We start from the raw sequence: 15,501 nt of genomic DNA, 5'->3' as shown, positions 1-15,501 counted from the left end.
CCTTGCCCGAACGATTTGAACACGGCGGAAATATATATATACCTATTGATGGCGGGAAGTGGCTGGATTTCAGCGCCAACATCAACCCTCTCGGCCTGTCGGACTCGGTCCGCGCGGCGATTGCGGCGGAAATCGATACCGTCGTCCACTATCCAGACCCGCAGGGACGGCGGCTTAAGGAGGCTTTGAGCAGCTATTACGCCGTGCCGGAAGCCGAGCTTTTGCTGGGGAACGGCGCGGCTGAACTATTTTACGTGTACATGCACTGCTTTCGGCCGAAGCGCGTCCTGATTCCGGTTCCCTCTTTTAACGAATATGAGCGGGCGGCGTTGGCGGCGAGGGCAGATGTAATTTATTGCTATATGAAATGTGAAGATGGCTTCGCCATGCCTGTCGATGAATTGCGCCGGCAAGCCGGCAATGCAGACTGCATTATGATCGGCAATCCCAATAACCCAACGGGGACGCTGACGCCGGCAAGCGACATAGAGTCCCTGGTATGGACGGCGCGGAAGGCCGGGACAGACGTCATAGTCGATGAGTCCTTCCTCGATTTCCGCAGCGATAGCGAGCAGTACGCCGCCCGTTCGCTGGTAAAACAGTATGACAACCTGTTCGTCGTACAATCCCTTACGAAATATTACGCCGTTCCCGGCCTGCGCCTGGGCTTTGCCGTCGTGCCGGAGGGGAAATGCAGGCGGCTGGAAATGCACAAAGATGTGTGGAACGTCAATTGCCTGGCCCAGTCCGCCGGCATCGCCGCCCTGAAAGACAGGACGTATCAGGAGAAAACGCAACAATACGTGCGGAATGCGGCAATGCGCTTGTACGAAAAAGTACGAGCCATACCTGGCCTGAATCCGCTGCCGCCGACGGTTAATTTTATGCTGACCGACGCTGCAGGAACGGGACTGACAGCCTATCATATTGGCGCCGCGCTTCGCAACGAGGGTATACTAATTCGCGATTGTGCTAACTATCCTGGCCTGACGCCCTTTTATTTTCGCCTCGCCGTGCGGACAGAGGAAGAGAATGAAATGCTTTGCAAAGCTCTTAAACATGTTGTTTCTATTGAAAGTTAAAGGACGGTATTTAAATTTTACCGTCTTTTTATTGCTCAATATAAGTTACAAAAATCACGTATTTATTAAATTTAAATTAAAATGAAATTAGAAGAACATTAAAAGTAGGGTTTGCAAATGATTTTTTTTTGATTTTATGATACAATAACATCATAGATTAGATAACGTAATCGCAAAGATTAAATTATTTAATGTATGCTACACTTTATTCCCGTCCTTATTTATATGTAGCGAAAAATTTAAAAGGGTTAGGAGGAATTCATATGGGAGAAAAGAAACAAAACAGAACCGTAGCTATCGGGTTAATGCTGTTCGCCTTGTTCTTTGGCGCCGGCAACTTGATATTCCCGGCATCTATGGGGCAGAACGCAGGCGTGAACGTCTGGTGGGCCGTTTTGGGCTTTGTTCTGACAGGCGTTAGCCTTCCGCTGCTGGGCGTACTGGCTATCGGCTATTCGGGCTGTAAAGACTTGGAGGAGCTGGCAGGCCGCGTGCATCCGAAGTTCGGATTGTTCTTCGCAGTTATTTCATCGCTTACGATCGGGCCTTGCTTTGCTACGCCGAGAACGGGCAGCGTTTCCTATGAAATCGCCGTTCGTCCGTTCTTGTCCGACGGCGGCAGCGACATGGTTATGACCATATTCCTGGTCGTTTTCTTCGTCGTTTCGTGGTGGCTGTCCGTATCGCCGAGCAAGCTCGTCGACCGTATCGGCAAGATTCTGACGCCGACTTTGCTGTTTGTCATTTTAGTTCTTATCGTTAAGTCGTTCATTACGCCGCTCGGCACGCCTCTTGAAGCGACGGAAAAATACGCGACGCCTATGCTGGCGACCGTACAGGGCTTCATCGACGGCTACGGCACGATGGATGCCATCGCATCGCTTATCTTCGCTATCTTGGTCGTAGAATTCGTCGTAGAAGACGGCGCGTCTACGCCGGAAGAAGTGACGAAAGAAGTATTTAAAGCCGGCATTATCGCCGTCGGCTGCTTGGCTTTCGTTTACATCTTTATTTCCAAGATCGGCGCCGACAGCGTTATGGCATTCGGCATTCAGGATACGGGCGCACCGGTACTTTCCAAGAGCGCTATGATCCTCTTCGGCGACGTAGGGGCTATTATCCTGGCCATCATCGTATTGCTGGCCTGCTTGTCCACAGCTATCGGCTTGATTTCATCCTGCGCAAGATACTTCAACCGCTTGATTCCGAAGATCAGCTATAAGGGCTGGGTAACGATTTTCTCCGTTTGGTCCTTCGGCGTCGCTATGTTCGGTTTGAAGACCATCATCGTTGCGGCTATTCCCGTTTTGATGTTCATTTATCCGCAGGTTGTCGCCATCGTATTCCTGACGTTCCTGCATAAGTCCTTCGGCGGCCGTCAGTGCGTATACGCCTGGACGATGGGCCTGACGATTATTCCGTCACTCATCGCCGGTACGCAGACTGCCGGTATTTCCCTCGGCGGCATCGATACATTCTTCAATACGATGGTTCCGTTCCATTCCATCGGTATGGGCTGGATTTCCTTTGCCATCGCCGGGTTTATCATCGGCCTGATTTGGAAGGGCGCAGTAAAATCTAAAGCAAGTTAAGAAAATTTTGTTGTCAACTGCCAAGTGACATGATATACTCTTAGGCAAGCATAATAAAACAGCTCTTAGGAATCCTAATTCTTAGGAGCTGTTTTGTTCATTACGCTGAATTTGTAGTGTAAAGGGGAAAAAAGCATGAACATTTTGCGCCGTAAATCCTTCGAAGATTTGATGGAGACTACGGAAGAAAAAAAATTGACGAAAGCCTTGGGAGCGTTCGACATCACCCTCATGGGGTTGGGAATCATCATCGGGACGGGGATTTTCGTCCTGACCGGCATTGGCGCTGCTAAATATGCCGGCCCTGGCCTGATGCTGTCCTTCGTGCTGGCAGCCGTTACCTGTACCTTCGTTTGCCTGGCGTATTCGGAGTTGGCCTCGTTCCTTCCTGTATCAGGGAGCTCGTATACCTATGCCTATGCGTCGCTGGGTGAAGTATTCGGCTGGTGGGTAGGCTGGAGCCTGATTTTGGAATATTCCGTTGGAGCCAGCGCCGTCGCCGGCGGCTGGTCGGCATATTTTGTCGGTATTCTTCATTCGTGCGGCATCGATTTGCCTAAAGCGCTTACGGCCGTGCCGGCTGAAGGCGGACTCATCAATCTGCCGGCAGCCTTTATCGTCCTCGTCACGACGGCGCTGCTGGTCATCGGCGTAAAGGAAAGTACCCGTGTAAACCGGATTCTCGTGTACATCAAAATCGGCACGATTTTCGTATTCCTGTTTTTAGCAGCTCCCCATATTGAACCGGCGAATTGGCAGCCCTTCCTGCCGTACGGCATTCACGGCGTCGCCGCCGGCACGGCTGTGCTGTTCTTTGCTTACCTTGGTTTCGATGCCTTGTCCACAGCGGCGGAAGAAACGAAAAATCCGAAACGGGATATGCCTATCGGCATCATCGCCGCCTTGGCTATCTGTACGATTTTGTACATCGCCGTATGCGCCGCTATGACCGGCGTCGTGCCGTATCCCCTTCTTGATACGGCTGCTCCGGCATCGTTTGTATTGGAATACATCGGCCTTCATTTAGGCTCGGCTGTCGTCGGCACCGGCGCATTCTGCGGGTTATCGACAGTTGTACTGTGCATGCTCTATGCGCAGAGCCGGGCCCTCTATTCCATGAGCCGCGACGGCCTGATGCCCATGAGCTTGTATAAGGTCCATCCGAAATTCCACACGCCGTATATTATTCAGATTGTCGTCGGAATTCTCGTTGCGTGCATCGCCGGCTTCACGCCGATTCACATCGTCGCCGAAACGTGCAGTGCCGGTACGATTTTCGCTTTCCTGTGCTCGTGCGTCGGCATTCTCGTTCTGCGCCGCAAATACCCGGATAAGCCGAGAGGATTCCGCTGCCCGGCAGTACACGTCATCGCTCCCTTAGGGTTTATATTCTGCGCCTTTGTCTTTTCCCAGCTGTCGTGGCATACGCTCGTGTTGTTTGCCATCTGGTCGGTTTTGGGGTTGGCCATTTACTTGACCTACGGTTACAGACACAGTACGTTAAACAAATAGAGGTTGAAAGAAGCAGAAGAAGCTTTAAGCGATATATCTGTAAAACTGAAAACACCGCATCCTGCAGTTGCCCTGTGCGATGCGGTGTTTTTTGATAGGGCAGAACTACTAGCCTGAAACCTTGCGCGGCCCGGTTAGAGCCGTTGTGCCGTTCAAACAATTATCTTTATCTATTTTTACCGGAAAAACCACAGCGAAACGACGATTTCAAATTGTTTTCTGTATTTGCAGGAAAGAATAGAAAATAGCATATGTAATAGTATCGTTTTCATTTTTTCTCCTATGTGCGCTTATGGAATTGTGTTTTTGCTAAGGAAATTGCAGGAAAAATTTAAAATAGGACTTGTAAAACTCCATGAATCTTGTATAATAAGTACATGTCATGGGGATGTAGCTCAGCTGGGAGAGCGTACGGTTCGCATCCGTGAGGTCGAGGGTTCAAGCCCCTTCATCTCCACCATGAAAAAGACCCTTAGCGGGGTCTTTTTTTTGTGGAAAAATGCATGAAACTAGTGGCATTCTGCCGCGCGGCATGCTATAATACAGTAGCTTATGAGAAGACATTGCAGGGAGGAAGACAAGCCGTATGAAAGTACAGCAGCGAGTACGAAATACCATATCGGTTTCCATACCGGGAATAGCCGCGCTGAAGCGGATAGAATTATATATGCGGCAAAATCCGGATTTGACGATTGCCTCGTTGTTTGCCTTGGCGACGACGATTGCCGTTCCCGTTTCGCCGGAACAGCTGGTCGGTAGTATCAATGCGCCGCTGCTGGCGACGTTATTCTGCCTGATGGCGATTATTGCCGGCTTTCGTCGCGGCGGCGTCTTGACTTACGCTTACGGGCGCTTGTTTTCCGGAGCCGTATCAGCGCGCCGTCTCGTGCAGTTTTTCGTATTCAGCTGCTTCTTTTTCTCCATGGCCGTGACGAACGACGTGTCGCTCATCATCTTTGTGCCCCTGGCTATTGCCGTGCTTTCAGCGGCAGGCATGGAAGACCGGCTGCTGTTTGTCCTGACCTTTCAGACGATTGCGGCGAATATGGGCAGTATATTGACGCCTATCGGCAATCCGCAGAACCTGTTTATCTATTCCTATTATCAGATGAATTTAGCTGAATTTCTCAGCATTACGGGGCCGTTGACGGCGTTCAGCGGCCTGCTGCTGTGGGCTGTTACGTATTATATTCCTAAGACGGCCGTTTCTGTGCCTGACGGCGATGCGCCGACGATGGGGCGGCGAAAGGGACTGGTCTTTGCCCTGTTGTTCGGCGTGTGTATCTTGGCTGTCCTGCGCCTGATCACGCCGCTGATGATGTTTCTTATCGTCTGCCCGGCCTTGGTTTTAGCGGACAGGAAAGTATTTCGCGACGTCGATTACAAGCTGCTATTGTTGTTCATCTTTTTATTTATCGGCGTAGGCAATATCGGCCGTCTGCCGATTATGGCGGCTGGCCCGGCCCAGCTGCTGCAGGGCCATGAATTTATGCTGTCCCTTCTGCTCAGCCAGGTTTTGAGCAACGTGCCGACCGTCGTTCTTCTCGCTCCCTATACGGAGGCGGCGCGGGAACTGCTGCTGGGCGTCAACGTCGGCGGCTTGGGGACGATTATCGCTTCCATGGCCAGTATCATTTCTTTTAAAGCTTACTTAGGAACGGCCCATTGCCGTCCCCTGCGGTATTTGGCCTTTTTCACGGCGGCAAATGTCGTGTTTTTAGCTGCCGTCTTGGCAATGGAAAGCGTTTTTATTTAATTACATACGAATTTACTAAAAGTCATCTGTGGACTTTTCCGGACCTTGTCATCTTTTAGCCACACGATTGTCGTCATGCAGTCGTGCGGCTTTTTTGTGTGTAGGAGGTAATTGCGTGAACGAAACCTTTATGAAAGAGAAACCGATATTGCCGCTCATCGCGTCCATGTCGCTGCCGGCTGTCGTATCGATGATCGTCAACTCTTTATATAACATCATTGACAGCTTTTTTGTCGCCATGATCAGCGAAGACGCCCTGACTGCCGTATCTCTCGTATTTCCCATGCAGAACTTCGTCAACGCCGTGGGCATCGGCTTCGGCGTCGGCTTGAATGCGGTCATTTCCATCTGCCTGGGGGCAAGGCAGCACGATACGGCCCATACGGCGGCGACGCACGGCATGGTATTGTCCATCATCCACGGCGTCGTGCTGACGGCTGTGACCTTCGCCCTGATTCCGCCTTTTCTGCGCATGTTTACCGACGACGAGGCTGTCGTTTCCATGGGGTTAACCTATGCCTATATTGTCTTCGGATTTTCTACGATATTGACTATCGGCCTGGCCTATGAAAAGATGTTTCAAGCCGTCGGCAGGATGAATGTGACGATGATAGCTCTTATCTGCGGGTGCTTGACGAATATTATCGGCGACCCCATTTTGATTTTCGGCTTCGGCCCCATCCCAGCTATGGGGATTGCCGGAGCGGCTTGGGCAACGGGAATGGGACAGGCCGTATCACTGGCTGTATACCTTATCGTATGCCGGTATAAGCCTCTGCAGGTACGTATTTCGTCGGCCTATTTGGTATGGAATCCCCTGCTGGATAAGCGGCTCTACGGCATCGGTATTCCCGCCGTGCTCAATATGGGCCTGCCGTCGCTGCTCGTGTCGGCTCTCAACGGCCTGCTGGCTCCCTTTTCGCCGATATACGTCGTCATCCTCGGCATCTACTATAAGCTCCAGACCTTTCTGTACATGCCGTCCAACGGCATCATTCAGGGCGTGCGCCCTCTTATCGGCTATAACTTCGGCGCTGGGGAATACGGCCGCGTCGGTGCGTTGTATAAGACGACGTTAGGGCTGAACAGCCTCATCATGATTGGCGGAACCATTGTCTGCTTTGCCGTTCCGGACGTACTCATGGGCTGGTTTACGGAAAATCCCGAAACGGTACGCCTCGGCGCGTCGGCCCTGCGCATTATCAGCTGCGGTTTTATCGTATCGGCTCTGTCCGTTACGGCGTCGGGAGCTCTTGAAGGACTGGGAAAGGGCGTGCCGTCCCTGCTGATTTCTCTCCTGCGCTACGTCGTCGTCATTATTCCGGCAGCGTTTATCTGTGTCGGCCTGTGGGGACCTGACGGCATCTGGCATTGCTTTTGGATAGCGGAAAGCGTTGCGGCTTTGCTGGCCTTTTTCATCTACAGGCGAACCGCGTCGGCCGCCATGGGGAAGGCTGGTAAATAGCTGGTTTTTTCAGGTATTTTTCTGTATAATGGTAACGATGTCACTTGTATATCAGCAAGGAGGAACTGCGATGCTGCAAGAAAAAAACGGTATTTTTTATATTACCTTTGATATATTTAAGGCGCTGCCTAATGTGACTGCCGCCGTATCGGCGCGGAAGGGCGGCGTGAGCGGCGCGCCCTTTGGGTCTCTCAATATGAGCTTTTCCAGCGGCGACGATTCGCGGCATGTCCTGGAAAACCGCCGTCGCTATTTGTCGGCCCTGCACGTCGTGCCGGAGCACATCATCTGCTGCAACCAGGTGCACGGCGTCAACGTCGTTCAGGCCGGACGAGCCGACAGGGGCCGCGGGGCCTTGGAGCGGGAGAGAGCGATTCCGTCATGCGACGGCCTGATGACCGATGAAGCAGGCGTGCCGCTGACGATGAATTTTGCCGATTGCACGCCTTTAATATTCTGCGATCCCGTGCACCATGCTGTCGCCGTAAGTCACGGCGGCTGGCGGGGGACGGCGGGAAACATCGCGGCGGTGACGCTGCGGCGCATGCACGAGGCCTACGGTACGGAGCCGGGCGACGTGCTGGCCGCCATAGGACCGGCTATCGGGGCCTGCTGCTTTGAAGTAGGGCAGGAAGTCGTCGATGCATTTGCCGAGCTGTTTTCGCCTTTGGAGATGAAAGAACTGACCCGGCCGGCAGGGGACAAATACTATTTCGATTTGCCGAAGGCGAACCGGCTGCTTCTGCTGCGCGCCGGCATTCGGGCGGAGCATTTGGAAGACGCAGGCCTTTGCACCTATTGCCGTGACGACCTCTTTTTCTCGTACCGAAAAGCCAGCAAGGCCGGCGAACAGACAGGTCGTCATATGGCGGTTATCGTGTGGAATGAAGGAGACTGAGGCCGTGAAGGATATTCGCATTGTTGCAGGACGAGATATTCGGCCTGACGCCGCTGTGTCCCTGGCTTTAGCCGGATATGGAAAGGATGCGGCCAGTCAGGCCCAGGGCAAGGCCTTATTCGCCGAGCTGGAGCGCCGTGTCCGTCAGGCTGTCCGGCTGAAAGCCGCCTTGGCTTTTGCCGACGACGGACAGGGGCGAACGGGTTTGTATGCTGTACTGACCGCAGGGACTGCCGTGAGCCGTCAGGCCGCTATGTACATTGCTCGCAAGGAGTATTCGGAGGCCGTCCTGTTCAGTGCTATGGCGGACAGCTGTTTGTTTTCTTTTGAACGGCAGCTGAGAGAAACGATACGGAGTCTTTGCCGTGAAACAGGCTGTGGTATTGCCGGGCGGCATGAGGCCGGAGCGGACTGCGGCTTTTCCCTGCAGAAACGGGCAGTGCAGGCCGTTGAGGCCGGACGCACCTTAGGCGTGACCCTGACGGAAAATCATATGCTGCAGCCCGAGAAATCCATGGCAATTTTATATGAATTGGCAGACGACCCGGACGTATTTCATATAGAACACGATTGCCGGCGCTGCGGCAATGCATCTTGTTCCCTGCGGAAGGAAGGGGAGCAGGAAGAATATATTCGTTGTCCCAAGGGCGTGCGTATCAGCCAGTGGCTGCGGCGGCAAGGGTATATGGACAGCTTTCCCTGCGGCGAAACGGGCCGGTGCGGAAAATGCCGCGTCCGCGTCGCAGAAGGGACGGTCGCCGTATCGCCGGAGGACCGCGAACTGTTTACGCCTGCCGATTTGGCTGGCGGCTGGCGGCTGGCCTGCAAAGCCGTACCGTCAGAAGATGTGCAGATTGTGATTCCCAAGGGGAACCGCGGCGTTCTGGCGGCTCTTGGCCAAGATGGCGACGCCCATGAAGCAGACGCCGGGCATTCGTACGGCCTGGCCGTCGATATCGGCACGACGACGCTGGCTCTTTCCTTGGTAGATACGACGACTGGCCGCACGGTTCATACGATTACGGCGGCTAACAGCCAGCGGGCCTTCGGCGCCGACGTCGTCAGCCGCATACAGGCAGCGAAGGGCGGCAAGGGGCCGCAGCTTCGCAAGGCCGTCTGCCGTGATTTGCAGCAGATGGTTCATCAGATATGGAATGCATATCCTCAGGCCAAAGGCCGCTGCCTGCAGGCCGCCATTGCCGGCAACACGACAATGCTTCATTTGCTGATGGGCTGGGACTGCGGCAGGTTGGGTTCCTGGCCGTTTCGTCCCATATCTTTGGGCGGAGATTGGTACTCGTGGAAGGACGTATTCGGCAAGTACGACGGGTTTTCCAATCAGCCTGTCGCCTTGCTCCCCTGCATCAGCACCTATGTAGGGGCCGATATAACGGCCGGCATTTGGGCCTGCGGCCTCATGAAGCCGGAAGAAACGACGCTTCTGATCGATTTAGGGACGAACGGCGAAATGGTTCTGCGCAGCGAAGCAGGCCTTCTGACGACGGCGACGGCTGCCGGGCCGGCTTTGGAAGGAGGCAGCCTGCAATGGGGAACGGCCAGCGTATCCGGAGCCATCTGCACCGTGACGATGAACGGCGTCCGGCCGAAGGTACGGACCATTGACGGTGCGCCGCCTGTCGGCATCTGCGGTACCGGCGTTATCGAGGCTCTGGCGGGCCTCGTCGAGACAGGTCTTGTCGATACGACGGGAAAGCTGAAGGACCCGTATTTTCGACGGGGGTTTCCCTTGGCGACGACGCTGGACTGCGAGCAGATCGTCATGACCCAGAAGGATATCCGCGAGGTTCAGTTAGCAAAGAGCGCCATCCGCGCCGGTATTGAGACCCTTCTCTACGAAGGACGGATGACCTGCGAAGATATAGACCGCGTGTATGTTGCCGGAGGGTTCGGCTATTATTTGCAGCCGGCTAAGGCCGCGGCCATTGGATTGCTGCCGCAGCAGCTGGTTTATAAGACCACCGCAGCCGGCAATACGTCGCTGGCCGGCGCTGCTGCCGTACTGGCCGACGAAGCTGTTTTGGACGATATGAAGAATATCTGCCGTCATGCCGATGAGGTCATACTGGCCAATAACGACTTTTTTCAGTCGGCATACATCGAATACATGAATTTTTAACGCTGCGGCGTTATATATAAGGGGTAATGGATGATGACACGAGAAGAATTTCGCCGCCTGCTGGAGCAGGGAATCGTAGTCCTGGACGGGGCGACGGGGACGAATTTGCAGCAAGCCGGCATGCCTGTCGGCGTATGCCCGGAGCAGTGGATATTGGAACATAAGGAAGTCCTGCTGGATTTGCAGCGCCGTTTCGTCGCGGCAGGGACGCAGATTTTGTATGCGCCGACCTTTACGGGAAATCGGCTGAAGCTGGCTGAATATGGACTGGAAGACAAGCTGACGCAGATAAATGGAGAACTCGTCGCGCTATGCAAGAAAGCGGCGCAGGGCAAGGCCTATGTCGCCGGCGACATGACGATGACGGGGCAGCAGCTTTATCCGATGGGCGAGCTGACTTTTGACGAGTTAGTGTCTATTTATAAAGAGCAGGCGAAGGCCTTGTATGACGGCGGCGTCGACTTGTTTATCGTCGAAACGATGATGAGCCTCCAGGAGACGCGGGCCTGCGTGCTGGCTATTAAAGAAATCTGCGATCTGCCGATTATGGCCAGCCTGACCTTTGAAAAAGACGGCCGCACTCTGTACGGTACGCCGCCGGAAGCGGCTGTCGTCGTGCTCCAGTCTCTCGGCGTCGACGCTGTCGGGGTGAACTGCTCGACAGGACCGGAAGATATGGCTGCGATGATTCGGACGATGTATGATTATGCTGATATTCCCTTGCTGGCCAAGCCTAATGCCGGTCTGCCGGAATTGGAAGAGGGCCGGACGGTGTACCGCATGACGCCGGAAGAATTTGGCCGCGACGGCAAGCTTCTCGTCGAAGCGGGGGCTCGCATCGTCGGAGGTTGCTGCGGCACGACGCCTGAACATATCCGGGCTTTGAGCGACGCCGTGCGGGATATGCCGCCCAGACCGATTCGGGCCATACGCCGCCGCGTACTGGCATCGGAACGGCAGGTAACAGAAATTTCCTTATCCGGCCCGTTTCAAATTATTGGCGAACGCATCAATCCGACGGGAAAGAAGGCTCTGCAGGCAGAACTGCGCGAAGGTAAGCTGGAGTTAGTTCGCCAAATGGCCCGGGAACAGGAACAAAACGGCGCGGCGATTCTCGACGTCAACATGGGTACGAACGGCATCGATGAAAAGGATATGATGGTCAAGGCTATTTATGAAATCACGGCCGTATCGGGATTGCCCCTGAGCATCGACTCAAGCTATCCTGAGGTCATCGAGGCGGCGCTGCGCATATATCCCGGCAGGGCCTTGATCAATTCCATTTCCTTTGAACGGGAAAAGATAGACAAGCTCCTGCCGATCGCCAAAAAATACGGGGCCATGTTTATCGCCTTGCCCTTGTCGGACGAAGGCATTCCCGCTTCGCTAGAAGAAAAGCATGCCGTATTGGATGCCCTGTTGGCCGAGGCCTACGCCCAGGGTTTTACGAAAGAAGATATCGTCGTCGACGGCTTAGTCGCCACTGTCGGCGCAGCGCCGTCAGCGGCTCTCGACTGCCTGGCAACGTTTGTCCACTGCAAACACGGCCTGGCCCTGCCGACGGTATGCGGCTTGTCCAATATTTCCTTTGGCCTGCCTGGCCGGGCTTATGTCAACATGACCTTTTTGGCTATGGCTATTGCCAGCGGCCTGACCATGGCGATTGCCAATCCGTCGCAGGACATGCTCATGAACGTCGCCGCGGCATCGAATATGCTCATGAATAAAGAGGGCGGCGATATGGCATATATCAAGCGGATGCAGTATTTTACCGCAAAGGAAGAAGAACGAAAGCGGCAGGAAGCGGAAACGGCACAGCGCTCTCAGGCAACTGGAGGGCAAACTGCTATCCTATCTTCCGATAAAGCGGCTGCCGATCCGGTATATCAAGCCGTCCTCGATGGGGAACGCGACGCCGCTGTCCGCTATGCTGAAGAAGCCGTAGCTCGGGGCATGTCGCCGGAGCAGGTTATCGACGAGCTCCTGATTCCGGCCATTAACCGCGTCGGAGAGCTGTACAACCAGCAAGTGTATTTCCTGCCCCAGCTCATCGCCAGTGCCAGCGCTATGGAACGGGCTATTGCCCTGCTCGAGCCGCTTATTGAAAGGAAAGGCCAGAAAGAATCGGCTACGGTCGTCATCGCGACGGTAGAAGGCGACGTCCACGACATCGGCAAGAACCTCGTCGGCCTGATGCTGCGCAACTACGGCTACCGCGTCGTTGATTTGGGAAAAGACGTGCCCGCTTCGGCCATCGTTGCCGCGGCGCTGGAAGAAAAGGCTTCGATTATCGGTTTATCGGCCTTGATGACGACGACGATGATGCGCATGAAGGACGTCATCGCCGAAGCGGCGGCGAAGGGCTACGGCGGCAAGATCATCATCGGCGGAGCCGCCGTAACGGCCAGCTTTTCCGATGAAATCGGCGCCGACGGCTATTCGAAGGATGCGGCGGACTGCGTCAAGCTCGTGTCGGATTTGTTGTCCTGCTAGGAGGAAACGCCTGTGAAGCTGCGAATATTAGTAGACAATTATACCTTTATCGACCAGTACTACGTCGGCGAGCCCGGCCTTTCCTACTATCTGGAAGAAGACGGCAAGACTTGGCTGTTTGACGCCGGCTATTCAGATATATTCCTGAAAAATGCCTTTTCCATGAATCTGCCGATGCATGCCCTCGACGGCGTCGTCATTTCTCACGGCCATAACGACCACACGCGGGGCCTGCTGTATCTGCACGAATGGTATGAGAAGCTGGGACGCTACGGCGTGCCCCTGCTGGCCCATCCGGCGGCCTTTGCTCCCAAACGCGTCGGAACGCTGGACATCGGCTCGCCAATGACGGCTGAAGCCCTTTCAGGCGTTTTCGCCCTGCGCTTGGAAAAGCAGCCCTTATGGCTCAGCCCTAAGCTGGCGTATTTGGGAGAAATCGAAAAGACCAATTCTTTTGAAGGCCATCGTCCTATCGGCAAGACGAAGGTCGGCGGCCAGTGGGAAAGCGATTTCGTTTGCGACGACACGGCGCTGTCCTATCGGTCGGAAGATGGGCTGGTCGTCATTGCCGGCTGCTCTCATGCCGGTATCTGCAATATTATCGAGCAGGCCAAGCGCGTCTGCCGGGACGAGCGGATTGCCGCCGTCGTCGGCGGATTCCACTTGATGAATCCGGATCCAGATGTATTGGAGCAGACCGTTGCCTATTTTAAGGCCCTTCAGCCCGGCGTCGTCTACGCTGCCCACTGCTGTGATTTCCCGTCGAAGCGCGCCTTAGCCGACGTCGTGCCGGTCAGGGAAGCCGGCGTAAATTTGGAGTTGGAATGGGTATAGGAGGACGTTATGAATCAACTGCGGTATAACTGGGCGATAATCGGCTGCGGTACTATTGCCCATGAATTTGCCCAAGGTGCGGAACGCCTCGGCGGCCGCATAAACGGCGTAGGGAACCGGACCCAGGAGAAGGCCGCAGCCTTTGCCCGGCAGTACGGCATAGAAACGGTGTACGACCGGCCGGAAGACGCGGCGCACGATCCCAATGTAGACATCGTCTATATCGCCACGCCCCATAATCGTCATATCGAATACATCCTGCCGGCGCTGCAAGCGGGAAAGCACGTCTTATGTGAAAAGGCCATTACCCTCAACAGCGGCGAGCTGAACCAGGCCATGGAAGCGGCACAGGAAAATGGCTGCATTTTAGCCGAAGGCATGACATTATATCACATGCCTTTGTATGAAGAACTGCGGAAGCGCTTCGGAGGGGGAGCGTTAGGCCGGCTGCGCCTGGTGCAGGCCAGATTCGGCAGCTATAAGCCGTACGATATGACCAATCGCTTTTTCAGTAAGGAACTGGCTGGCGGCGCGCTCCTCGACATCGGCGTGTACGCCTTGTCCTTTGCCCGCTGGTTTTTATCGTCCAAGGCGACGCAGGTCCTCTCGCAGGTCTCCTTAGCGCCGAGCGGCGTAGACGAGCAGTCCAGTATCCTCCTGCAGAATGAAGCGGGAGAAATGGCCGTGTTATCTTTATCGCTTCATGCCAAGCAGCCTAAGCGGGGCACGGCTGTTTTCGACAGGGGATATATAGAAATCTATGATTATCCCCGCGGCAGTAAGGCTGTCGTTACGTATACAGATGACGGCCGCCAGGAAATCATAGAGGCTGGCTATACGGACATGGCTTTATGTTATGAAATCCTGCACATGGAGCAAGCTGCGGCCGGCGAAGGAAACGCCATGTATTTGCAGTATACGGCCGACGTGATGGAAACCATGACGACGCTGCGGCGGCAATGGGGATTGACCTATCCCGAAGAAGCATAACGATATTCATGAAAAAGGCTCTGACCAGGGCCTTTTTTTGTATAACTTTTTGCCGTAAAAACAAAAAATATGGGAATGCTTAAGAAATTTGACAGAAAAAACGCAATCTGTCCTATTTACTTAGCCTGTTTGTTGAGATAAAATTAAGTACAGATTTAGAAAACTAGTCCCGTGCCGGCATTGAGACCGAAAGGAAGGATGCGTCATGTATTCGCATACAGCAAGAAAACAACAACAGGTTTCGACAAAATCCCTTTGTATGACTGCCGTTTGTATGGCTGTCGTGTTTTTGATGACATTTATGCCGCGTATTCCCATTCCCTTTGGCTATGCCCATTTAGGCGACGCCGTTATTTTTCTGCTGATCCTGTTTCTTCCGCGCCATCAGGCTGGATGCGCCGCGTCTGTCGGCTCGGCCTTTTCTGACTTGTTAGGTGGATTCCCCATATGGATTCTTCCGACGCTGGTTATCAAATGGGTCATGGTAGAGATAGTTTTCCGTATGGCTGCGATACCCGCTGCGGGAGAACGGCCCTCGGTCTTGTCTATGCGGATGCTGCTGGCCTTTTCTGTATCGGCGCTGTGGATGGTCATTGCCTATGCCGGGTCAGGCTCCTTATTATACGGCAGCGCCGGGGCCGGCTTGCTCATGACGCCGGGACTGATCGGTGAAGGAGTGATTAACGTCGCAGCGGCTATGGCCGTCGGAGCGGCATTGCAGAAGACAGCGGCGTGTTTTTAG

At 54.3% G+C, this 15,501-nt stretch carries 11 protein-coding genes and 1 tRNA gene; all 12 read left to right on the top strand.

Annotated elements, in window-relative coordinates:
- Positions 1-2 precede the first annotated feature (2 nt).
- Positions 3-1,082, top strand: coding sequence for a threonine-phosphate decarboxylase CobD (gene cobD, locus E0L13_RS01370; protein ID WP_168059748.1), 1,080 nt, complete (start codon positions 3-5; stop codon positions 1,080-1,082).
- Positions 1,083-1,345: 263 nt separating this feature from the next.
- Entirely contained in the window at positions 1,346-2,674 is a 1,329-nt protein-coding gene (brnQ, locus tag E0L13_RS01365) for a branched-chain amino acid transport system II carrier protein (protein WP_087477359.1), read from the top strand.
- A 135-nt stretch (positions 2,675-2,809) separates the two neighbouring features.
- On the top strand, positions 2,810-4,186 hold the full coding sequence (locus E0L13_RS01360; protein ID WP_168059746.1) for an amino acid permease: 1,377 nt from the start codon (positions 2,810-2,812) through the stop codon (positions 4,184-4,186).
- 384 nt (positions 4,187-4,570) lie between these two features.
- A tRNA-Ala gene (locus tag E0L13_RS01355) sits at positions 4,571-4,646 on the top strand.
- 126 nt (positions 4,647-4,772) lie between these two features.
- Positions 4,773-5,942: an SLC13 family permease gene (locus E0L13_RS01350; protein ID WP_168059744.1), complete on the top strand. Its 1,170-nt coding sequence runs from the start codon at positions 4,773-4,775 to the stop codon at positions 5,940-5,942.
- Positions 5,943-6,057: 115 nt separating this feature from the next.
- The gene (locus E0L13_RS01345) at positions 6,058-7,407 is read left to right on the top strand and encodes an MATE family efflux transporter (protein WP_168059742.1); all 1,350 of its coding nucleotides are present in this window, start codon (positions 6,058-6,060) and stop codon (positions 7,405-7,407) included.
- A gap of 70 nt (positions 7,408-7,477) precedes the next feature.
- The gene (gene pgeF, locus E0L13_RS01340; protein ID WP_168059740.1) at positions 7,478-8,305 is read left to right on the top strand and encodes a peptidoglycan editing factor PgeF; all 828 of its coding nucleotides are present in this window, start codon (positions 7,478-7,480) and stop codon (positions 8,303-8,305) included.
- A gap of 4 nt (positions 8,306-8,309) precedes the next feature.
- Positions 8,310-10,442, top strand: coding sequence for an ASKHA domain-containing protein (locus E0L13_RS01335; RefSeq protein ID WP_168059738.1), 2,133 nt, complete (start codon positions 8,310-8,312; stop codon positions 10,440-10,442).
- A 30-nt stretch (positions 10,443-10,472) separates the two neighbouring features.
- The gene (locus tag E0L13_RS01330) at positions 10,473-12,935 is read left to right on the top strand and encodes a homocysteine S-methyltransferase family protein (RefSeq protein ID WP_240924621.1); all 2,463 of its coding nucleotides are present in this window, start codon (positions 10,473-10,475) and stop codon (positions 12,933-12,935) included.
- A 12-nt stretch (positions 12,936-12,947) separates the two neighbouring features.
- On the top strand, positions 12,948-13,769 hold the full coding sequence (locus tag E0L13_RS01325) for an MBL fold metallo-hydrolase (RefSeq protein ID WP_095628830.1): 822 nt from the start codon (positions 12,948-12,950) through the stop codon (positions 13,767-13,769).
- 9 nt (positions 13,770-13,778) lie between these two features.
- Positions 13,779-14,759: a Gfo/Idh/MocA family oxidoreductase gene (locus E0L13_RS01320; RefSeq protein WP_168059736.1), complete on the top strand. Its 981-nt coding sequence runs from the start codon at positions 13,779-13,781 to the stop codon at positions 14,757-14,759.
- 205 nt (positions 14,760-14,964) lie between these two features.
- Positions 14,965-15,501, top strand: a complete 537-nt coding sequence (locus E0L13_RS01315; protein ID WP_168059734.1) for an ECF transporter S component — start codon at positions 14,965-14,967, stop codon at positions 15,499-15,501.

The sequence above is a fragment of the Megasphaera sp. SW808 genome (assembly GCF_012027795.1).
GTDB classification, from domain to species: Bacteria; Bacillota; Negativicutes; order Veillonellales; family Megasphaeraceae; genus Megasphaera; species Megasphaera stantonii.
Note: the sequence above shows the minus strand (reverse complement) of the source record. Positions and strands in the feature narration are given on the sequence as shown.